The organism is Streptococcus sp. HJ1, assembly GCF_052399005.1.
In the GTDB taxonomy this organism is placed as follows: Bacteria; Bacillota; Bacilli; order Lactobacillales; family Streptococcaceae; genus Streptococcus.
Genome location: NZ_CP199005.1, coordinates 1773710 through 1792604, shown reverse-complemented (window position 1 = coordinate 1792604; position 18895 = coordinate 1773710). Strand labels below are relative to the sequence as shown.

At 35.3% G+C, this 18895-nt stretch carries 17 protein-coding genes; 12 read left to right on the top strand and 5 right to left on the bottom strand.

Going from position 1 to position 18895, the window contains the following annotated elements; translation table 11 throughout:
- Nucleotides 1–68 precede the first annotated feature (68 nt).
- The 5 genes from pheT to rpsI all read left to right on the top strand — a co-directional run bounded on the left by pheT (nucleotide 69) and on the right by rpsI (nucleotide 5882).
- Nucleotides 69–2474, top strand: coding sequence for a phenylalanine--tRNA ligase subunit beta (gene pheT, locus ACT17O_RS09195; protein ID WP_444817454.1), 2406 nt, complete (start codon nucleotides 69–71; stop codon nucleotides 2472–2474).
- Nucleotides 2475–2724: 250 nt separating this feature from the next.
- On the top strand, nucleotides 2725–3618 hold the full coding sequence (locus ACT17O_RS09190; RefSeq protein WP_084944074.1) for an ABC transporter ATP-binding protein: 894 nt from the start codon (nucleotides 2725–2727) through the stop codon (nucleotides 3616–3618).
- Nucleotides 3615–4814, top strand: a complete 1200-nt coding sequence (locus ACT17O_RS09185) for an ABC transporter permease (RefSeq protein WP_444817453.1) — start codon at nucleotides 3615–3617, stop codon at nucleotides 4812–4814. The genes ACT17O_RS09190 and ACT17O_RS09185 overlap by 4 nt, the downstream gene beginning before the upstream one ends.
- Before the next feature lie 210 nt (nucleotides 4815–5024).
- Nucleotides 5025–5471, top strand: a complete 447-nt coding sequence (gene rplM, locus ACT17O_RS09180; RefSeq protein ID WP_001044624.1) for a 50S ribosomal protein L13 — start codon at nucleotides 5025–5027, stop codon at nucleotides 5469–5471.
- Between the two features lie 18 nt (nucleotides 5472–5489).
- Nucleotides 5490–5882: a 30S ribosomal protein S9 gene (gene rpsI, locus ACT17O_RS09175; RefSeq protein ID WP_000075973.1), complete on the top strand. Its 393-nt coding sequence runs from the start codon at nucleotides 5490–5492 to the stop codon at nucleotides 5880–5882.
- Between the two features lie 110 nt (nucleotides 5883–5992).
- On the opposite strand, the gene ACT17O_RS09170 is transcribed toward rpsI, so the two are convergent.
- The 5 genes from ACT17O_RS09170 to ACT17O_RS09150 all read right to left on the bottom strand — a co-directional run bounded on the left by ACT17O_RS09170 (nucleotide 5993) and on the right by ACT17O_RS09150 (nucleotide 10431).
- The gene (locus ACT17O_RS09170) at nucleotides 5993–7210 is read right to left on the bottom strand and encodes a site-specific integrase (protein WP_049478365.1); all 1218 of its coding nucleotides are present in this window, start codon (nucleotides 7208–7210) and stop codon (nucleotides 5993–5995) included.
- A gap of 67 nt (nucleotides 7211–7277) precedes the next feature.
- Nucleotides 7278–7538 carry a helix-turn-helix domain-containing protein gene (locus ACT17O_RS09165; RefSeq protein WP_041784047.1) on the bottom strand — a complete coding sequence of 87 codons (261 nt, stop codon included), beginning with the start codon at nucleotides 7536–7538 and terminating at the stop codon, nucleotides 7278–7280.
- Between the two features lie 144 nt (nucleotides 7539–7682).
- Nucleotides 7683–8234, bottom strand: a complete 552-nt coding sequence (locus ACT17O_RS09160) for a hypothetical protein (protein WP_239665336.1) — start codon at nucleotides 8232–8234, stop codon at nucleotides 7683–7685.
- Between the two features lie 41 nt (nucleotides 8235–8275).
- Entirely contained in the window at nucleotides 8276–9019 is a 744-nt protein-coding gene (locus ACT17O_RS09155; RefSeq protein WP_235097107.1) for a hypothetical protein, read from the bottom strand.
- A gap of 401 nt (nucleotides 9020–9420) precedes the next feature.
- Entirely contained in the window at nucleotides 9421–10431 is a 1011-nt protein-coding gene (locus ACT17O_RS09150) for a site-specific integrase (RefSeq protein ID WP_001085615.1), read from the bottom strand.
- A gap of 998 nt (nucleotides 10432–11429) precedes the next feature.
- Here ACT17O_RS09150 and ACT17O_RS09145 point away from each other — a divergent pair.
- The 7 genes from ACT17O_RS09145 (at nucleotide 11430) to galT (ending at nucleotide 18893) form a co-directional block, all read left to right on the top strand.
- Entirely contained in the window at nucleotides 11430–11663 is a 234-nt protein-coding gene (locus ACT17O_RS09145) for a hypothetical protein (protein WP_235097106.1), read from the top strand.
- Between the two features lie 217 nt (nucleotides 11664–11880).
- A complete protein-coding gene (pezA, locus tag ACT17O_RS09140; RefSeq protein ID WP_000578854.1) occupies nucleotides 11881–12357 on the top strand; it encodes a type II toxin-antitoxin system antitoxin PezA in 477 nt (158 codons plus the stop codon).
- A complete protein-coding gene (gene pezT, locus ACT17O_RS09135; RefSeq protein WP_000762940.1) occupies nucleotides 12357–13124 on the top strand; it encodes a type II toxin-antitoxin system toxin PezT in 768 nt (255 codons plus the stop codon). Before pezA ends, pezT begins: the two co-directional genes overlap by 1 nt.
- Before the next feature lie 609 nt (nucleotides 13125–13733).
- On the top strand, nucleotides 13734–15962 hold the full coding sequence (locus ACT17O_RS09130; protein ID WP_000680277.1) for a glycosyl hydrolase family 28-related protein: 2229 nt from the start codon (nucleotides 13734–13736) through the stop codon (nucleotides 15960–15962).
- Complete coding sequence (locus ACT17O_RS09125; protein WP_000687248.1) at nucleotides 15949–16680, top strand: protein phosphatase 2C domain-containing protein; 732 nt, start codon at nucleotides 15949–15951, stop codon at nucleotides 16678–16680. Before ACT17O_RS09130 ends, ACT17O_RS09125 begins: the two co-directional genes overlap by 14 nt.
- Nucleotides 16681–16762: 82 nt before the next feature.
- Nucleotides 16763–17401: a phosphate signaling complex PhoU family protein gene (locus ACT17O_RS09120; protein WP_000944642.1), complete on the top strand. Its 639-nt coding sequence runs from the start codon at nucleotides 16763–16765 to the stop codon at nucleotides 17399–17401.
- A gap of 16 nt (nucleotides 17402–17417) precedes the next feature.
- Nucleotides 17418–18893 (top strand): UDP-glucose--hexose-1-phosphate uridylyltransferase, encoded by a 1476-nt coding sequence (gene galT / locus ACT17O_RS09115; RefSeq protein ID WP_001193545.1) that lies wholly within the window; start codon nucleotides 17418–17420, stop codon nucleotides 18891–18893.
- Nucleotides 18894–18895 lie beyond the last annotated feature (2 nt).

The window sequence follows — 18895 nt, the reverse complement described above, 5'->3', positions numbered from 1 at the left end:
AGGACTGACTCGAAGAAAAAGAAAGGAATTGAAAAGGTCCCGCTTGGTGGGATCTTACAATCAGAATTATGCTTGTATCTTATAAATGGTTAAAAGAATTGGTGGACATTGATGTGCCATCACAAGAGTTGGCTGAGAAAATGTCAACTACAGGGATCGAGGTCGAAGGTGTCGAATCACCGGCTGCTGGTCTCTCAAAAATTGTCGTCGGTGAGGTCTTGTCTTGCGAAGATGTGCCAGAAACTCACCTTCATGTTTGTCAGGTTAATGTTGGCGAAGAAGAAGCCCGTCAAATCGTTTGTGGTGCTCCGAATGTGCGTGCAGGCATCAAGGTCATGGTGGCTCTTCCAGGAGCTCGCATCGCGGACAATTACAAGATCAAAAAAGGGAAAATCCGCGGTCTTGAGTCTCTCGGAATGATTTGTTCACTGGGTGAGTTGGGCATTTCTGACTCCGTTGTGCCAAAGGAATTCGCAGATGGTATCCAAATCTTGCCTCAAGATGCCGTTCCAGGTGAGGAAGTCTTTTCTTACCTAGACTTGGATGATGAAATTATCGAACTTTCCATCACACCAAACCGTGCGGATGCCCTTTCTATGCGTGGGGTAGCGCACGAAGTGGCAGCTATCTATGACAAGGCAGTTAGCTTTAAAGAGTTTTCTCTTGCAGAAACGGATCAAGCTGCCGCAGACGCCCTTTCTGTAGGGATTGAAACAGACAAGGCGCCATACTATGCTGCTCGTATCTTGGACAATGTGACCATCGCACCAAGTCCACAATGGTTGCAAAATCTTCTTATGAATGAAGGTATCCGTCCTATCAACAACGTAGTGGATGTGACCAACTATATCTTACTCTACTTTGGCCAACCAATGCATGCCTTTGACTTGGATACCTTTGAAGGAAATGACATCCGTGTACGTGAAGCGCGTGCTGGTGAAAAGTTGGTGACCTTGGATGGTGAAGAACGTGAGTTGGAAACAAGTGACCTAGTCATCACTGTCGCAGACAAACCAGTAGCTCTTGCAGGTGTTATGGGTGGTCAAGCAACAGAAATCTCTGAAAAATCTAGTCGTGTTGTCCTTGAAGCTGCTGTTTTCAATGGCAAATCTATCCGTAAGACTAGCGGACGCCTCAACCTTCGTTCTGAATCATCTTCTCGCTTTGAAAAAGGTATCAATGTGGCAACTGTTAACGAAGCCCTTGATGCTGCGGCGAGCATGATTGCGGAACTTGCAGGTGCGACTGTGCGTAAGGGTATCGTTTCAGCAGGAGCGCTTGATACTTCTGATGTAGAAGTTTCTTCGACTCTGGCTGACGTTAACCGCGTCCTTGGTACGGAGCTTTCATATGCTGATGTGGAAGATGTCTTCCGTCGTCTTGGCTTTGGACTTTCTGGAAATGCTGAAGCCTTCACAGTCAGCGTACCTCGTCGTCGTTGGGATATTACCATCGAAGCGGACCTCTTTGAAGAAATCGCCCGTATCTATGGTTATGATCGCTTGCCAACTAGTCTTCCAAAAGATGATGGTACAGCTGGTGAATTGACTGCGACACAAAAATTGCGCCGTCAAGTTCGTACCATCGCTGAAGGAGCAGGTTTGACAGAAATCATCACCTACGCTCTGACAACGCCTGAAAAAGCAGTTGAGTTTACGGCTCAACCAAGTAACCTTACAGAACTCATGTGGCCAATGACTGTGGAACGTTCAGTCCTCCGCCAAAATATGATCTCAGGTATTTTGGATACAGTAGCCTATAACGTGGCTCGTAAGAACAAAAATTTGGCTCTTTACGAGATTGGAAAAGTCTTTGAACAAACAGGCAATCCAAAAGAAGATTTACCAAATGAAATCAACAGCTTTGCCCTTGCTTTGACAGGCTTGGTTGCAGAAAAAGACTTCCAAACAGCAGCAGTTCCAGTTGATTTCTTCTATGCTAAGGGAATCCTTGAAGCGCTCTTTACTCGCTTGGGACTAGAAGTGACTTATACAGCAACAGCTGAGATTGCTAGCCTTCACCCAGGACGTACGGCCGTGATTTCACTTGGCGACCAAGTTCTTGGTTTCCTTGGCCAAGTGCATCCAGTTACTGCCAAGGCTTACGATATCCCAGAAACTTATGTAGCGGAGCTCAACCTTTCAGCCATTGAAGCTGCCCTTCAACCAGCTGCTCCATTTGTGGAAATCACCAAATTCCCAGCAGTCAGCCGTGACGTGGCTCTACTCCTCAAGGCAGAAGTCACTCATCAAGAAGTTATAGACGCTATCCAAGCTGCAGGCGTGAAACGTTTGACAGATATCAAACTCTTTGACGTCTTCTCAGGCGAAAAACTGGGAGTTGGCATGAAGTCAATGGCCTATAGCTTGACCTTCCAAAATCCAGAAGATAGCTTAACAGACGAAGAAGTCGCACGCTATATGGAAAAAATCCAAGCATCACTCGAAGAAAAAGTGAATGCAGAAGTGCGTTAATAGTCTAAAATCCATCCCTCGGGGTGGATTTTTAGTTTCAAAAGGACAGTTCAGAAGAGAAAAGCGATAGTTGAGGAGGAAGCCATCTCAGAAAGTCTTTAATGAGTTATACTAAAGCTATCGCTGAAGCACTTAAATTTATTAGAGATAGGATACTTTTGCTACTTATTATCTGATAAAATGGACATAAATCGTTGTAAAGGCTATCAAAAAGGAGTATAATAAGTGCAACATATTTCGGAGGTGGAAGATGCTAGAAGTAAGAAATCTAGAGAAAAGTTTCGGTTCCAAGCAAGTCTTGTTTGGTGTCGATTTTCAGGCAAGTCCAGGACGAATTCTAGGGCTGGTCGGAAAAAATGGTGCTGGGAAAACAACGATTTTCCACAGTATGTTGAAATTTTTGGAGTACCAAGGAGAGATCAGTCTGGATGGGCAGGATATTCGTCAGGAAACCTACGCTCGGATAGGTTATTTGCCTGAAGAACGCAGTCTCATGCCCAAGTTGACAGTCCTTGAACAAGTTCGCTACTTGGCGACTCTAAAAGGTATGGATGCTAAGGAGGTCAAGGAGAAACTCCCTCAATGGATGGAAAAACTCGAAGTGAAGGGCAAATTGACCGACAAAATCAAGAGTCTGTCAAAAGGGAATCAACAGAAAATTCAGTTGATTATCACCCTAATCCATGAACCAGACTTGATTATCTTGGATGAGCCTTTTAGTGGTTTAGATCCAGTCAATACCGAGTTGCTCAAACAAGTCATCTTGAAAGAGAAAGAGCGCGGTGCAATCATTATCTTTTCTGACCATGTTATGACCAATGTCGAGGAGCTTTGCGATGATATCCTGATGATTCGTGATGGGCGTGTGGTCTTGCATGGACCTGTTCAGGATGTTCGCAATCAATACGGGAAAACACGTCTCTTTGTTTCAAGTGAACGAAGCAAGGAAGAATTGGAAAGTCTTCCTCACGTCAAACAGGTGAGCTTGACCAAGCAAGGTAGTTGGAAATTGATCCTCGATGATGAGAGCGCTGGAAGGGAACTCTTCCCAATCCTCACTCAAGGTCAATACATCGCGACCTTTGACCAGCAAGCTCCAACAATCGATGAAATCTTTAAACTAGAATCAGGGGTGGAAGTATGAGAAATATGTGGGTTGTAATGAAGGAAACCTATCTTCGACATGTCAAGTCGTGGAGTTTCTTCTTTATGGTGATTTCGCCGTTCCTCTTTTTAGCCTTATCTGTAGGAATCGGCTTTCTCCAAGGGTCTTCTATGGCCAAGAATAGCAAGGTAGCTGTGGTAACAACTGTACCATCTGTAGCAGAAGGGCTCAAGGATACCAATGGTATCAACTTTGATTATAAGGATGAAGCCAGTGCCCAGGCTGCTATCAAGGATGAGAAAATCAAGGGCTACCTAACCATTGACCAAGAGGACAGCGTCCTCAAGGCCGTCTATCATGGTGAAACTTCTCTTGAAACAGGTATCAAACTAGCAGTAACCAATAAGTTAAACGAACTGCAATACCAACTCAATCGTTCGGCAGCCAATTTGTCTCAAGAACAGGAAAAACGTCTGAGTCAAACCATTGATTTTACTGAGAAAATTGATGAATCCAAGGAAAACAAAAAAATTGTTCAAACCATTGCGGCCGCAGGGCTTGGTTTCTTCCTCTATATGATTTTGATTACCTATGCTAGTGTCACTGCTCAGGAAGTAGCTAGCGAGAAAGGAACCAAAATCATGGAGGTGGTCTTCTCTAGTATCCGAGCTAGTCATTATTTCTACGCTCGCATGCTGGCTCTGCTTCTTGTGATTTTGACTCATATTGGCATTTACGTCGTGGGTGGACTTGCTGCCATTCTGCTCTTTAAAGATATCCCTATCTTGGCACAATCTGGAATTTTAAATCATCTAGGAGAGGCTTTCTCACTCAATACCTTATTGTTTGTCTTGGTTAGTCTCTTTATGTACGTTGTTTTAGCAGCCTTCCTAGGCTCTATGGTTTCTCGCCCTGAGGATTCAGGAAAGGCCTTGTCGCCATTGATGATCTTGATTATAGCAGGATTTGTCGGTGTGACCTCTCTAGGTGCTGCTGGGGATAATTTAGTTCTGAAAATTGGTTCCTATATTCCTTTCATCTCGACCTTCTTTATGCCATTTAGAGCTATAAATGGGTATGCCAGTGGTCTGGAAGCTTGGATTTCGCTTGCCATAACGGTTGTTTTTGCAGTCACTGCAACAGCCTTTATCGGACGCATGTATGCTAGTCTAGTCCTTCAAACAGATGATTTGGGAATCTGGAAAACCTTTAAACGTGCCTTAGCTTATAAATAGGAAAGCCTCGCAAAAGCGAGGTTTTTCTAGATGTTAAACACTGAAATCGGCAAAAATATTTTTCATATCTATTGACTTTTAGTAGTGAAATTTGGTATGATAGTAGACGGTATTGTTTACCCCATTTGTAAGGCCCCGGAACCTTTCAAATACCTCGCGGACCGGAACATCCGCCCAGTAAACAAAAACGATATTCATATAGGAGAAATCATGAACAAAACTACATTCATGGCTAAACCAGGCCAAGTAGAACGCAAATGGTACGTTGTTGACGCAACTGATGTACCTCTTGGACGCCTTTCAGCAGTTGTTGCTAGCGTACTTCGCGGAAAAAACAAACCAACATTCACACCACACACTGATACAGGTGACTTCGTAATCGTTATCAATGCTGAAAAAGTTAAATTGACTGGTAAAAAAGCAACTGATAAGATCTACTACACTCACTCAAACCACCCAGGTGGATTGAAACAAATCTCTGCTGGTGAACTTCGTTCTAAAAATGCAGTACGTTTGATCGAAAAATCAGTTAAAGGTATGCTTCCACACAATACTCTTGGCCGCGCTCAAGGTATGAAATTGAAAGTATTCGTTGGAGCTGAGCACACTCACGCTGCACAACAACCAGAAGTTCTTGATATTTCAGGACTTATCTAAGGAAAGGAACAATAAAGTATGTCACAAGCACAATATGCAGGTACTGGACGTCGTAAAAACGCTGTTGCACGCGTTCGCCTTGTTCCAGGAACTGGTAAAATCACTGTTAACAAAAAAGATGTTGAAGAGTACATCCCACACGCTGACCTTCGTCTTGTAATCAACCAACCATTCGCAGTTACTTCAACTGTAGGTTCATACGACGTTTTCGTTAACGTTGTAGGTGGTGGATACGCTGGTCAATCAGGAGCTATCCGTCACGGTATCGCTCGTGCCCTTCTTCAAGTAGACCCAGACTTCCGCGACTCATTGAAACGCGCAGGACTTCTTACACGTGACTCACGTAAAGTTGAACGTAAGAAGCCAGGTCTTAAGAAAGCTCGTAAAGCATCACAATTCTCAAAACGTTAATCAATACGATTATATCAACGTTTCGAAGCACTTCATGGTTCACACCATGGGGTGTTTTTTTGATTATTTTTAGCAAAATTCACACCACTTTTCACACCAAATTCACACTATTATTTTTTAAGATTACGAAAGGCAATTTCTCCAACAGCCATTGGAATTACATTTGAAGTGTTGACATAAGTCTTAGTTGTAATTGTATCACTGTGAGTGAGTGCTTCAGAAATATCTTCCATAGGGGTTCCTGCCTGTTTAGCGAGTGTGGCTCCTGTATGTCGTAATTTATGAGGGGTTGCATGTGCAAGATCTGGATGACGACGCTTAACAGATTTCATCTTGTTGTTAAGGTAATCAGCATGGAGACAACTGTTTACATTTCCCTTTGTATCAATGTACGTAAACACATACTGTTCTGGAGTCTGCATGATGTTAAATGAAGCCAGTTCAGATTTTTGTTGCTTCTTCCAAGAATTTAACAAGTCGGTAAGTTCTTGTGGAATCGAAAAAATCGTCTTTTTATTCCCTTTAGTTGACTTTCGATTTTTATATCGATCTAAGGCTTGAACCAATTGAATTTGTTGATTTTTGAAATCAATATGTTTCCATTGCAAAGCGTAGCTCTCTGACTTTCTATCTCCTAAAAAGAAGGTAGTATAGAACAAAACATAGTCTTTGAATAGAATTTTTTCAGTCTCTAAATCCTTTTCAAAAGCTGTAAACCATGCTTGAAGTTCTTCTTGAGATAGATATAAATCTTCATCTTTTTTAGATTCCTGTAGCTTGATTTTCTTAGTTGCTTTGATACGGCTAATGGTTTTAGAGAGACGATTAGTTTCGATATACTCTAATTCTTCTGCCCAGTCAAAGATAGAGTTAACGTAGCTCCTGATAACTTTGAAATTTGCATATTCTTCAGCCTTTTGAGTCAATAGATTTAGCACAACTTGCTTATTTTGATTAAGAAAGTCTATTGAATAATTCCCAAGTAAGGGTAAGATGTGTTTTCTAAAAGCAATTTCTGTTCCAACTATAGTTGCTTGAGATGGTGGTTTGGCAGCAGAAGTAGTTTGACCTGCTTTGTAAGATTGCCACCAAACGTTTTGATAGAAATCCGAAAAGAGAATAGAACCGCTATTCTCTAATGAAGCAGATCCGCCACTAAGAATTTTATCAATCTTATTTTGAAGTTCTCGTTCGTATCTTTTTGCTTCATCCCTTGATTTGAACCGTTTTTCAATCACTTTCTTATCAATACCTAGCGAAGATTTAACCTCCTCACGAATATAAACACGTAAGCGATAGGTTCCGTTTTTAGTTTTTGTAATAGACATAGTATTCTCCTTTTGAATTGAGCTAGAAAATACCATGGTTACATTATAACAAATGACCATAGAATTTCTACTGCTTTTGTAACCAGCGATTGATTTCTGTTTTGCTAAAGCGAACAGTTTTTCCAACCTTAATGCAAGGTAAGCCTTGCTTAATCCAGTTGTCTAAAGTATTGTTGGATATATTCAAATATTCACAAGTCTGCTTTTTATTTAAAAATTGATTGGTATTTTCATTAATATCCAAAAATTTATCCAGTTCTTTCTTAACAGTATCTGATATTAGTGATTGAAATTGCCGAATCACTTCGTCTGGAATAAATAAATTCATAAATAGTCCCGTTTATTTCTTTCTATTAGATTTAAATTTTTTTAGTTTGTATTTTGTTTTTTAAGTCTTCAAGGGTTGAAGACTTAAAAAATAGGGAAACGTTGCTGTAGCAATACTTTTCCATTTTTTAAATCAGACTTTATATTAAAATGGTAGATGTGTTTTCCAAGTTTTATTAAAAAAATAATCCAGGAATGAACCTATGTCTTTATCCTTGCTTTGAATAATTTCATTAAAAAATGGATCTTTTTTTTCATTTGTAAAACTAGGGATTTTAAAAGAAAGGAGTTCATTATTTTGATTATCCTTGTAGCAACCAAAATCAAGGATAGTAACAAGAGATAGAGTATTTAGCATTAAGCGAAAGAGATATAGTACTTGCCATGTAATCATAATAGAAAGAAAATAACTTTCATTTTTTAAGTCATTCCTCCTACTTTCTTTAATAAGATTTTTTTTAGTTCTTGCAGAGTTTTTTGGATTTACAAATTCAGATACATCAATAAACAAGAAAATAGATTCATCCAATGTTAATGGATATAAATAATCCATAGCATGATTTAGTTGAGTTTCAAAAAATGTTTTTATATATCCATCTTTACCTTTTTCCTCGTACAATTCTTTTAACTTATTTTGGGTATCTCTTACTGAAGTTTGAACAATTATCTTAAAGTTTGATAATCCTTTCTTAATCACACTATATACAAATGAAGAGAGCTGATCATTATGTAGTTTATCTAAGTCAGTAGTCTTGAATTCACTTTTAATTTTTTTTCATTCAGTGTCATTTCGTATCTATAGATGCGGTATTTACGAGATACGTTTAATTCAATCTGTTTATTATGTTCTGCTTTTGCTGTTTTATCGTAAAGAACATGCGACAAGTTTTCATTTTTTTTACTTGAAAGAATATGGTGATCATCAGGAGTTGAACATTTTGTATAAACTATTTTATTTACTTGAGATGTATTAGATAAGCTCCTCAATAATAAATTTCTTGTTTGAAAATGAATAATCGCATCAGTAGCAAATGTAAATGCGATTTCCATTTCATGAACCCTAATAATTGTTGGGATAATCCAAATACCAGTTTGCTGTTTGATTCCTGTTATAACGTTTATTAGTTTCTTTCGTATTGCTGAAATAGAGAGAGTTTCAAAATTTAGACCTCCATGATTCAGCTGGAGTAAGCAATAATTAACAGTATCTCCGCTTTCTTTTTTATAAATTTTTCCAATTTCAAGTCTTCCGAATTCCCTTGATTGGATAATTAAATCTTCTATCTGATTTGAATTGTGAGTAAATTTTTTAACTTCATGAGGATTCTTTTTTTTGAATTCTATCAGTTTTTCAATGTCAACAATTAGTTTTTCACCTAAGTTAAAAACCATGCGATCAAACCCCCAGAAGGAATTCATAAAACTAAAACAAGATTGAATTTCTTTCTCATTTAAATGCATCTGTTTATTTTGACTTTTCATGATTTAAGGTTTCCTTTCTACTATTATTTTTGATTGAAATTATGCTAGGAAGTATTAGAGATTGAAAAAAGCAGTTAAATTATTTTAACCGCATTTGTAATTCAATTTATCCCTTTTTTTTTCATATATAATTAGTATGCCAGGAACTTCACTAAAAACTGTGTTTTTTTTATTTTTTAGTGAAAAAATTTTTTTAAAACAAAAAAACACTCAATTTTGAGTGCTTTAAAAACGCGTCGTAACAAGGTTTTGAAGAAAAAAAGTAGGTTTTTACCTACTTTAATTTTTTTAGTTTAGAACAAGAATGTTAAGAAAGAAATCAATACTTTCAGTACGATTTTTATTTAGTTGAATTTTTTAATTTTAATGAGAGATATATCATAATGTTTGGAAAAAGTTACTTAGTTTGCTTGTGAGATTAACTTATAGGCGTAGGATTTTTGAAATTCTTCTGGTCGATTGTGTCCGAGAGCACGTGATACAATTAAACAAGCCTTTCGATCAAGGGCAACACCTTTTAATTCGCCTCGTAGATAAATTTTTTCTTTTTTATCTTTGATATCTTTGGGATCTCGCGCGACAAGAAGATAAAGACGTTTTGCGTATTCAGCACGATATTTATGAGGTTTTAAAGCAGTTGGAACTTGAAACACACGTTTTTTACCAGCTAGTTTAAATTCTTCAACAAGCCTTTCTAATTCTTCTTTGTCTCGCGTAATAATCGGAACCCAACGATCTCGTGCTCCTTTTGATTTATGTTTTTTACCAATAATTTTAAGATAATATTGGCCATCCTCACGTTGGTAGAGGGAGTCTCCAGTAATAGCTTTTAATTCATTTTTTCGTAGTCCAGTGGCAGATACGATTGAGAACCAGCGATTATTTGTTTCTTCAGACATCCTGTCGTCATTAGACTTCAAACGATTATTCTTTTTGTCGGCTCGATATCGAATATCCGTTGCAATAAAAGCGGTAGAAGGTACTCCTAAAACTTTGGCTAATGCTGCTTTATAGGTTGACTGGGTTGGAGCAGAAAGTCCTAATTTCTTACAATGTTTTAAGTATTGATTTACTAAGTCAATCCATCCCTCAATATTGTTAGATTTTTCAAGAGCTTCTAAATCTTCGGCAGTAGTTATTGAGGCAACAAAGGAAGCAAATCTGCTCCAGGACCCAGCGTAGTTATGAAGAGTTCGGTCGGTATGGATTAAATGAATGTCCTCTCCCGTTTTTTTGGATTCATTTCGCTTGATACCCTTTCCTTTTTTAAAGCGCGTGACTAGATTAGTTAGTCCTTTAGATTGGACGAATTGTTTACGGCCTTCGAAAGTAGTTAGAGAATCCATCTGTTGTTTCTTAGCTTTCTCTTTAGCTTTTCGTCGATCAGCACGACTACGTCTCTTCTTTGCCATAGTTCTTTCCTTTCTATAGTAGATAATGTGCTTTTAAAGAAGATCTTAAGAAAAATCTTAAGGTCTTTTTTATTCAAGTTGAAGTAGTGCAGTGACTTAAGCTTATATTCACTGATGTAGTATCTTCCCTTTGCTTAGGGCGCTTCTTAATTGATGGCTAAGAAGATAACCAAGTCATTTTACAACATGACAAGTTGACTCAATTCAAATAAAATGTAGAGTTCCATCTTGCAGATAAAAATCTGTTGTTTTTTCTTGTTAGTCTTTTTCAGGTTTAATTGCTCTGAATTTAGCGACTGAGCTAAGCTAGTTTTTGTATTTGATTTTTAGACTTTTGTTATTTACTTTAGTTTTTATACTTTGATTTTTTACTTTGTTATGATCAAAAAATTTTTTTAAACTGCTATTGACATCTTTTTTATTATCTATACATTTATTTTTTTTTAGTTAATGAAATACAAAACTGGTTCTTTCCTAACCCAGCTTAAACCTACTGTTTCCACGATAGCTACCTCCTTTCAAACATAAAAAACGTAGCTATATTAGTTACGTCTCTACTCAATCAATTATCTTGATATTATTAGTATGCCATAAATTTTAAAATAAAAAAATCAGGATAAGTTTTTTTACGTTATTCACTTTTACCTAGTACTGTGTGTTTAGCGTGACTTACACATACGTTCCTGTCAACGCTAAACACACAGAAAAAATCAGAATCGCAAAAAAAAAGAAAGATGAGAGAAAGAGGAAAAACTACAAAAAAATTGAGAAGAAAATAATACCTTTATCAGTTTTTTTAATTTTTTATTTTTATAATTTGAAAAAAAAGGCATACTATAATTATAAAAACAATTACGGAGGGAACAACTATGTTTCTAAAATATTATTCACTCATTAACTATATTCTCTATAAAAATCGCAGAGAATTCGAAAACTCATTTGATTGCTATCCGAAAAAGACAGTGTATGAGTTTTATATTAGGGAGTCTACAGGAGGAATGAAAATTAGGCAAAAAGAACATAATGCAATTCATGTTAGCCTATTTTCTAATAGTGGAAGTTATATTACACTTTACTTAAGGAATTTTACGTCAGAGGATTTGGTGGCTGTGATGAATTCATTAATCAAGCAGAAGAAAGAACTTGGATATGAGCGGTTGATTTGCTTGTTATCAGAGCTCAAAAATGATGAACGCTTAAGTTTATTGATGAAGTTATCCAAAATGAAATAAACATACTGGGACGAGTATCTCAGTGTGTTTTTGTGGTAAATTTGTCTTTAAAATAGATAAGATAGATTATTTGATAAAGCCATTGTATTAGATGATTGGTTTGCCAACAATGTAACAGATGAATTATTCATTCAGCTAGAGCTGGATAAAAACGCACCAAAATTGGTGCGTTTTTATTTTTTGTGCTATAATAGAAATAAATAAAAGGAGGAGTTACATGATTGGAGAAAATATAAAAACGTTACGTAAAACACATAAATTAACGCAGCCTGAGTTTGCAAAGATTGTTGGTATCTCTAGAAATAGTCTGAGTCGTTATGAAAATGGGACAAGTCGAGTTTCGACAGAATTAATAGATCGTATCTGCAAGAAATTTAATGTTTCGTATATCGATATCGTAGGGGAGGAAAAAATGCTCACACCAGTAGAAGATTATCAATTAACTCTGAAAATTGAAGTGATTAAAGAACGAGGGGCGAATATCTTAGCGCAACTTTATCGTTTTCAAGATGAACAAGGAATTGCATTTGATGATACTTTAAATCCTTGGGTTCTAATGAGCGATGATTTGTCTGATTTGATTAATACGAGGATTTATCTTGTTTCAACTTTTGAGGATATAGAGCGATTTAATGGCTATTTGGATGGTATTGAACGTATGCTAGAACAAGCTACTCATCTGGTGGTGGCTTAATGAAACTAGAAGAATTTAGTCAAGATAATTTTGAACAAGCCTCCAAACGGCTTATCCGTTCTTTAACTCGTGGAAAAACAACCTCATCTCATCCTAAGGCTATTTTGCTCGGTGGACAGAGTGGTGCTGGGAAAACAACGATTCATCGTATTAAACAAAGGGAATTTCAAGGTAATATCATTATCATTGATGGGGATAGTTATCGCTCTTTTCATCCGAACTACCTTGGCCTACAGGAAAAGTATGGCAAAGATAGTGTGGATTATACAAAAGTATTCGCGGGACAAATGGTTGAATATCTTGTAGATGAGTTGAGTAAAAAAGGTTATCATTTATTAATCGAGGGTACCTTGAGAACAACAGAAGTTCCCCGAAAAACGGCCCAATTATTGGCAACTAGAGGATATCAAGTCTCACTTGCACTGATTGCGACCAAGCCAGAATTGTCTTATCTCAGTACCTTGATACGTTATGAGGAGCTCCATGCTATAGACCCTAGTCAAGCAAGAGCGACTCCCAAAGAGCACCATGACGGAATTGTAGAACATTTAGTTGATAACTTACGAGAGTTGGAAACGGCTAAACTTTTTAGACAAATTCAAATTTATCAAAGAGATCAATCGTGTGTTTATAATTCGGAAGTAGATCAAATCTCAGCAGCAGAAGTTCTACACGAATGCCTATTTGGAAAATGGAACAAGGTGGAAAAAGAGATGTTGAAGATAGAGCAGGAACGGTTGAGAGAGTTGGGGGAAATTGATAAGTGACGAAGGGATAATTTATGAGTACATTTAAAAAAGTAATTTATTTTTGTACCAGATTTAACTACTCATAATCTATGGGAATTGGTTGAACAGTATAAAACAGGGAATTTAAGAGATTATGAATAGGGGCATTTTAAGTAATGTAAAGAAAAGCAAAGAATATGCAAAGTGTTTGTTTTAAGGCAATTATCACAAGTTAATTTTTTAAAATAATTTAGTATTTTTTGTTTTTTTGACCAAATCATGACCAAATCATGACCAAAATTAAATTTTTAGAAATTAATATAAAGTAAAGTAGATCAAGAAATTGGTCTATTTTTTGTGAAACAGTATTCAGAGTTATTAAAAAATATTCTATCATTTTCACTATGAAATTGTTCTGTCCATTTAAAAATGTTGGAAGAGATTTAATAGTATTTTTGGTTTATAGAACAGATATAAAGTTTTAAATATGATTACGCTTTAAAAAATGTTGTATTTTATTGTGTTATCCCTTGACAATTTTATTTAGAAAATATATGATAAGGATAATGACAGCGGTGTCATTTTGTCTGATATAAAAAAATTTAGTGATAGATAGTAAAAAAACAATAAAAAATTTGGAGGTGTTTTATGAAGCATTTTGTTCACAATGAGGTTTTTAGTATTCGGAAACTTAAGGTTGGATTGTGCCCTGTTTTGGTAGCGGTTTCATTCCTGGGGGTACAAAGTGTTTTTGCTGATGAAGTAGTTACAAGTGCTCCTCAAATATCTATGAATGAGCTTTATACTTCGACCACCAATAGTATAGAAGGTTCTTCAACTAGTAATCATGACAATCCTACTGGGATTGACTCTTCTACCTCACAATTAACCGATAGTAAAGTTGATTCTCCTTTGATATCTAATAAGGAATATAAAGAAGATGGGGTAAATACTGGATCTTTTGAAGATGAAATGAAAGATTCTCCGCTAGTTTCTAATAGTGCCCTTTCTAATTCAACTATCAAAAGTTTAGAAGGTTCCTTAACTAGTAATCATGACAGTTTGACTGATTTTATTACTACTTATTCAAAGTCAGTTAGTTCTGAGAACGAAGTTGCAGATACTTCTAATAGGAATGAAGTGGGAGATAGTAACACTGCTTTAGAAAAAGGGACTGAAATTTCGGCTTTAAGTGTAAAAGATTATGGTGCAGTAGGCGATGGGGTTAATGATGACCGACAAGCAATTCAGGATACAATAGATGCAGCTGCTAAAGGATTAGGTGGAGGGAAAGTATATTTTCCTGAGGGGACTTATTTAGTTAAAGAGATTGTCTTTTTGAGAAGTCATACACACCTAGAAGTACATGAAAAAGCTACCATATTAAATGGTATCAATATCAAAAATCATCCTTCTATTGTATTCATGACAGGTTTATTTACGGATGATGGTGCGCAAGTAGAATGGGCCCCAACAGAAGATATTAGTTATTCTGGTGGTACTATTGATATGAACGGTGCTTTGAATGAAGAAGGAACTAAAGCAAAAAATCTACCACTTATAAATTCTTCAGGTGCATTTGCTATTGGGAATTCAAATAACGTAACTATAAAAAATGTAACATTCAAGGATAGTTATCAAGGGCATGCTATTCAAATTGCAGGTTCGAAAAATGTATTAGTCGATAATTCTCGTTTTCTTGGTCAAGCTTTACCTAAAACTATGAAAGATGGGCAAATTATAAGTAAGGAGAGTATTCAGATTGAACCATTAACTAGAAAAGGTTTTCCTTATGCTTTGAATGATGATGGGAAAAAATCTGAAAATGTTACTATTCAAAATTCATATTTTGGTAAAAGTGAAAAATCAGGTGAATTAGTAACTGCAATTGGGACACATTATCAAACTGCAACAACTGAAAATCCTTCAAATATTAAAATTCTAAATAATCATTTTGATAATATGATGTATGCGGGCGTTCGCTTTACAGGATTTACTGATATTTTAATAAAAGGAAATAGGTTTGATAAGAAAACTAAAGAGGAAAGTGAACACTATCGTGAAAATGGTGCTGCTTTAGTTAATGCTTATAGTTATAAAAATGTTAAAGACGTATTAGATCTGAATAAACATGTGACTATTACTGAAAATGTATTTAATATTGCTGATGCTAAAACAAAAGCAATACGTGTTGCAAAAGATAGTGCAGATTATCTTGGAAAAGTAACTGATATTACTGTAACAAAGAATATCATTCATAATAATTCGCAAAATACTGAACAGCCAAATATTGAATTATTAAGAGTCAGCAACAATTTGGTAGTATCTGATAATATCATCTCGGGAGGTAAAGACGGAATCGTAATTGAAGAATCCGCTGGAACTATCACTGTCCTAAATAATCAACTTTCCAATTTAACAGGAAATCATGTTTCTTTACTTAAAACTGATTTTAATGGGACCAGCTCAGACACAAATAATAGTGTCGGTGATTTTAATATTATAACTGAGAATGAAAGTTATAAAATCTTTTCGCAAAATTCAGGTAATCACTCAGACAACCACTCAGATAAGCATGTAGAGGAAATAAAACCTGTAGCTGAAAACAAAAATAATTTAGCTAATAATTACTCAGTAAATAGTGTAGATGATAAAATTGAAAAATCAAATCATGATTCAGGTAATGTAGTAACAGGAGAAATTTCACAAAAACAATATGACGTAACTAATGTTAGTGAAGTAGTTAAGACAAAAAATAATCAACATGCATTACCAAAAACTGGATTAAATAAAATGGTTGAGTTGCTTTTAACTATTATTGGAATTTGCCTTCTATTTGGACAATGGAGTTTAAAACGTCGTTATGAAGATAGATAGAATTTGCTCAATACAAGGTAGTGCTAAAGAGAACGAAGATAGCGTAGATTACAAAAATCAATATTTCTGGATTATAGATGGAGCAACAGATTTATTTAATTCAAAAGATTCTATAGGTTATTCAGTTTCGGAAGTATCTCATCTTATTTCTGAGTGTCTCAAGCAGTATTGTAACGATTCTTTATCATTGAAGAAAATTTTCGAGCTTGCTTTAGATGACGTTAGAAAAATAATAGAGATAGATAAGTGTGAGTTTGATGATTATTACCAGTTACCAACTTTTGCCTTTATTTTTGCGAAATTATCTGGTTTAAAATTAGAATACATAATGATTGGCGATTGTGTTATGATAGTCAACAATCAAGTGATTACAGATCATAGAGTAGATTGTCTTTTTGAGCAAGGAAAATTTACAATCAAATCTAATGATGAAGCTGATAAAAAGACTATATTACAAAATATTAGGAAGCTAGCTAATAAACCAGATGGATATTGGATAGGTTCACTAGACAAAAGTAGTATAAATCATGTTATCAATGGTAGTTTGGAAGTAACTAGTAATCATATTGTTTTAATGACTGATGGTTTTTACGATTTTTATACTCAAAATTCAGGCTACAATTTTGGAGAGTTAATTGAAATGAGAAAAGAATCTACAAATATTGATCCTATTTATGGTAAAAAAGATGATGCAAGTATTTTGATAATTGATGTTTAAAATAATTTCATCATATGATGAACTATAAAGACAGTTATCTATACGAGTTCTTTATAGTGCAATTGATTATTGAGGTTAGATAATGTTGAGAAAGCATTTTGACAATGAAATTATTGAGTTGTCTAATAATCTAGAAGATATATGGATTTCTATAATAAAAAAATATGAAATGATATTTGATGACTTAACCGAAGTTCAAAAACAAAGTATTATAGATAATGATTTAGTTATTAATGAAGCAGTTGTTACAATAGATATGAAAGGTATTGAACTCATCTGTTTACAACATCCTGTTTCTGTTGATTTGAGAAGAATTATAACTATAGTAAAATTATCCACAGATATTGAACGTATTGGTGATCGAATCATTGAAATAGTTAAGAATTTAAAAAATATTCATACAATGCATGAATGGGGACCATTATTTTATGAAATGCTAAAAATACATTTTATTATAGGGGATCACTTAAAGAAAACTCTAACATGGTATAAGAATAGAAACTATGAACCTGACGTATATGACTATAATAAAAAATGTAAGTTGATATCTGGTCTATGTCAAAAACTAGGAGACAAAGTAGTAGAGAACTTTCTTATTGAATTCTCAAATGTTGATGAAGCTATTGTATTTTTAGAAGTTATTAATATTCTTGATAAGATATCCCATACAACACAATCTATTTATAAATGGTTAGATTATCAGGAAATTGGAGTATTATAGTTAAAGAGGAGTATATATGCAGACAATAGTAGATAATTTTGCTAATAAAATTATTGAATATGGAATTTATAAATCGATGGACCAAATATATATAAAAAATAGAATATTGGCTTTAATCGGTGAAGAAGGAACTGATAAGATTTCAAATGAGAGTGATCTTAAAAAATTAAAAGACAATTTAGTAGAAATAGCTTTAAAGAATGGTAAAATTGCTGATTTAGCTGAGGCAAAGGAATGTTTAGGTGCAGAGCTGATGAATTTTATCGTTCCATTACCAAGTCGCCTTAATGATATTTTTTGGAGTTCATATGATGTTTCGCCACAGGATGCAGTTGAAGAGTTCTATCAGTTAAGTAAAGATAGCGACTATATTAAATTGTCAGCTATCGCTAAAAATATAGCTTTTCATACTGAAACTAATTATGGTTCACTTGAAATTACAATCAATTTATCAAAACCGGAAAAAGATCCGAAAACAATCGCGGCAGAGAAATTGGTAAAGTCATCTAATTATCCAAAATGTTTACTTTGTATGGAAAATGAAGGTTATCAGGGGAGAATAAATTATCCAGCACGTGCAAATCATAGAATTATTCGGTTGGAACTGGGAGACGAAGTATGGGGTTTCCAGTATTCCCCATACTCATATTTTAATGAGCATGCGATATTCTTGAATAGTCAACATGTACCAATGGCTATTACGTCCAAAACATTTGAACAATTATTGGAGATTGTTGATATTTTACCAGGGTATTTTGCTGGTTCAAATTCTGATCTTCCTATCTCAGGAGGTTCTATTCTTAGTCATAATCACTACCAGGGAGGAAAACATATTTTCCCAATGGAAAAAGCAAAATTTGAGAGAGAATTTCTTTTTAAAGACTTTGAGGATGTTAAAGCAGGTATTGTAAAATGGCCGATGTCAGTGATTAGGCTACAAGGTGAAAATAAAAATCGTTTGGTAGAATTAGCTACTAAAATCCTAAATATCTGGAGAGAATATTCAGATTTAGAAGTAGACATCATTGCTAAGACTGAAGATATTCCACACCATACGGTGACTCCTATTGCTCGTAAAGTGGATGGAAGATATGAATTGGATATTGTTCTGAGAGATAACCATACTACTAAACAATACCCAGATGGTGTTTACCACCCTCATCAAGATGTACAACATATTAAAAAGGAAAATATTGGGTTAATCGAAGTGATGGGACTTGCGATTTTACCACCTCGTTTGAAAACAGAGTTAGAAGAAGTTGAGAAATATCTTTTAGGAAAAGATAACGCAATTGCTGATTATCATTTAGAATGGGCCGTTCAATTGAAAGAAAAATATCCTGGACTTAAAGAGGAGGAGGTTCATAGCGTAGTTCAACATGAAGTAGGGCAAGTATTTGCGAGAGTTCTCGAAGATGCAGGTGTTTATAAGAATACTCAAACCGGACATGAAGCATTTATGAGATTTGTTAAATCGGTTGGAATTAATTAGGA

Bases quoted from the DNA above. Each gene is read 5' to 3' on its own strand.
- ACT17O_RS09130 (WP_000680277.1), top strand. From the start codon at position 13,734: ATGAAGCATTTTGTTCACAATGAGGTTTTTAGTATTCGGAAACTTAAG.
- pheT (WP_444817454.1), top strand. From the start codon at position 69: ATGCTTGTATCTTATAAATGGTTAAAAGAATTGGTGGACATTGATGTG.
- ACT17O_RS09185 (WP_444817453.1), top strand. From the start codon at position 3,615: ATGAGAAATATGTGGGTTGTAATGAAGGAAACCTATCTTCGACATGTC.
- ACT17O_RS09150 (WP_001085615.1), bottom strand. From the start codon at position 10,431: ATGGCAAAGAAGAGACGTAGTCGTGCTGATCGACGAAAAGCTAAAGAG.
- ACT17O_RS09170 (WP_049478365.1), bottom strand. From the start codon at position 7,210: ATGTCTATTACAAAAACTAAAAACGGAACCTATCGCTTACGTGTTTAT.
- ACT17O_RS09190 (WP_084944074.1), top strand. From the start codon at position 2,725: ATGCTAGAAGTAAGAAATCTAGAGAAAAGTTTCGGTTCCAAGCAAGTC.
- galT (WP_001193545.1), top strand. From the start codon at position 17,418: ATGCAGACAATAGTAGATAATTTTGCTAATAAAATTATTGAATATGGA.
- ACT17O_RS09155 (WP_235097107.1), bottom strand. From the start codon at position 9,019: ATGAAAAGTCAAAATAAACAGATGCATTTAAATGAGAAAGAAATTCAA.
- ACT17O_RS09120 (WP_000944642.1), top strand. From the start codon at position 16,763: ATGTTGAGAAAGCATTTTGACAATGAAATTATTGAGTTGTCTAATAAT.
- ACT17O_RS09125 (WP_000687248.1), top strand. From the start codon at position 15,949: ATGAAGATAGATAGAATTTGCTCAATACAAGGTAGTGCTAAAGAGAAC.
- pezT (WP_000762940.1), top strand. From the start codon at position 12,357: ATGAAACTAGAAGAATTTAGTCAAGATAATTTTGAACAAGCCTCCAAA.
- pezA (WP_000578854.1), top strand. From the start codon at position 11,881: ATGATTGGAGAAAATATAAAAACGTTACGTAAAACACATAAATTAACG.
- ACT17O_RS09145 (WP_235097106.1), top strand. From the start codon at position 11,430: ATGAAAATTAGGCAAAAAGAACATAATGCAATTCATGTTAGCCTATTT.
- ACT17O_RS09165 (WP_041784047.1), bottom strand. From the start codon at position 7,538: ATGAATTTATTTATTCCAGACGAAGTGATTCGGCAATTTCAATCACTA.
- rplM (WP_001044624.1), top strand. From the start codon at position 5,025: ATGAACAAAACTACATTCATGGCTAAACCAGGCCAAGTAGAACGCAAA.
- rpsI (WP_000075973.1), top strand. From the start codon at position 5,490: ATGTCACAAGCACAATATGCAGGTACTGGACGTCGTAAAAACGCTGTT.